The 2,153-nt window shown below is 52.4% G+C and carries 1 protein-coding gene and 1 pseudogene; both read left to right on the top strand.

Annotated features, from left to right (window positions below):
* Positions 1–95 precede the first annotated feature (95 nt).
* Positions 96–341: pseudogene (locus tag KVT39_RS36345) on the top strand (transposase domain-containing protein); the annotation flags it as partial.
* A 1,303-nt stretch (positions 342–1,644) separates the two neighbouring features.
* Entirely contained in the window at positions 1,645–1,779 is a 135-nt protein-coding gene (locus KVT39_RS38585) for a hypothetical protein (RefSeq protein WP_306795631.1), read from the top strand.
* The last annotated feature ends 374 nt before the right edge of the window (positions 1,780–2,153 follow it).

Below are 2,153 nucleotides of genomic sequence, written 5' to 3'. Positions count from 1 at the left end.
CGTCTCCCAGTCCATCATGCCTCACGCCGTGGATGAAGAAGTTCCTATAGTGGCATGAATTTATTGACACAGTAAGATTAGAGAAGCATTTCCATAACCGCAAGGGCTGGCTGTTCTCCGATACTGTCGCCGACGCGCAGGCCAGTGCCAACCTGTACTCCCTCGTCGAGACGTGCTAGGCAAACGGCGTCGAGCCGTATCGCTATCTGGTCTGGCTGTTCACTAGGTTGCCGCTCGCTACAACCACCGACGACTACGCGGCCCTCATGCCATGGAGCATGCCTGCCGCCCTCAACCGCTGGGGCGTCGTTAAAGAACCGCATACGATGAGACGCCGGTGATGGGAAACAAATTGCTTTCCAAAAATGGAAGCTCATAGAACCCCTCCTCAAAACGTCCCCACGGAATCGGTTCTCTGCATCGCACAGTCCACGCCGCACGGTCATCCAGCACTACCCAGCACATTCTTCCCGCCGCCGAGACGAATTTTTCGCATCCCGTAGCGATTCGAACCACCTCAACGACGCGACCATTTAGGTTCGGTGCCGATTTGATATGAACAAGGAGCGCCCAGTCTCCAATTTTGATCCCCATGATGCCCCTGCCTGTCCCCGTTGCACCGCACCGACTCACCGCGCATAGAACACACATCGGCGACACCGCCGGACGGTCACCAACAGCGTTATTCCCGACCACCACGACATGTCCATGCCGCCGAAAATTGTTCACGCCGCCTGGCTGACACTGACTGCCAACGGGAATCTCGTGCTCTGCATGTTGCAGAAATGAAATAGGCGTCCCAGCAGCCGTCCGAAAATTCAGGACAGACAGCGCGCTCCGGAAGAGTCTCGGTCGACGAATAAAACCTCTGATTCAAGCCTCGAGCCTGATCCAGCCTACGATCTTCGGCAGCGCTGCTACAGCGGGAAAACAACGCTTGCTTCCCGTGCGCGCCCATTCGCACCGGTACCCCATCAAGAGCCAGTAACGTGCCACAATATGCAAGTCATTGATTTGTCGAAATAAAAACCCGTCCAGATGGGGCCCGGCGCGACGCGATGGCCGAAATGTTTCACGGTTGGTCAGCCATGACGCGGAAAAGAGTCACGACAACTCCAGTGTCGTCATGTAAGCAAAGGGTGTGGCCGAGCATCCACGCCGATGAGCGTTACTAGCGCTTGATTCAAATTGGCAACAGCGCGACGCCCAGAATGGAAACACCCCCTCCTCCCCTGATGTCGTGCAACCGCCCTCCATCAAAACTGGCCGCGTGTTCGAGAGTCCGACCACTGGCACACACTAACCATTCGCCCCGTTGGCAAACGCAAGCGTTTCCCATCGTGGCCAGCCAAGTGCTCTCGACCCCGCTATTTGTTCCACCGCGTTGACAGCAATCGTTCCCATCATGATCAGATCCGTCCCTTTTCACGACCAGTTTCAAAACCACGAAATCGATACCAAGATTAAATTCCCGAAATTGATGAACCAACAAAATCCGAAACCGAAACAAATATAAATCACCCTTGACAAGAAAAAATAAATAACTAACCTACCCTCATTGCTTTCTCGGAAAGCTCGCAATATTCACAAAGTGCCGTTCCACCCATCCGTTTAATTCAATAAAAAATTTGCTAGGAGACAATCATGGAATCGGACGACATATGGGGCCACAACACCTCATTCAATAACAACCTCACCGTTGCGCGCGTCGACGATCCACTTTGCGGCATCCCTGTCTCTGCCTTGCCTTCTTATTTCCGCCGGAATTGTCCTTATTGACACCAATACCCAAAACTATTCAAACGGCCGCCTCATTTTCAGCCAATTTCACCTGAGCAGCCTCTTCTGAGAGTCTGGAATGCTTATATCGTGCCGCGCGCTTCCGTTGCGCAATCGATATCGGGTCTTCGCGTGATGTCACTCAAAAACAACCAATCACGAAGTGCTTTTCTTTTTCCATCACTCTAAACAAGCTTGATCGACCATGTTTTATAAGCGCCTGCTTAACCGCGGTACCACAGGCAATTCATTCTCGCAATATCAACCAGGAGAATAACCATGAGCTCAGTAATTCATATTGATTTGCTGGAAGATTTGCTGCTCGTCACGACCAAGTATCTGGAACAGGTCGAGGACGTGGCGGATCAGATCGA

The organism is Burkholderia sp. GbtcB21, assembly GCF_019091065.1.
Taxonomy (GTDB): Bacteria; Pseudomonadota; Gammaproteobacteria; order Burkholderiales; family Burkholderiaceae; genus Burkholderia; species Burkholderia pyrrocinia_C.
The sequence above is the reverse complement of the archived record's forward strand: the minus strand, read 5'-3'. Positions and strand labels throughout refer to the sequence as shown.

Coding starts and splice junctions, on each gene's coding strand:
- KVT39_RS38585 (WP_306795631.1), top strand. CDS start 1,645: ATGGAATCGGACGACATATGGGGCCACAACACCTCATTCAATAACAAC.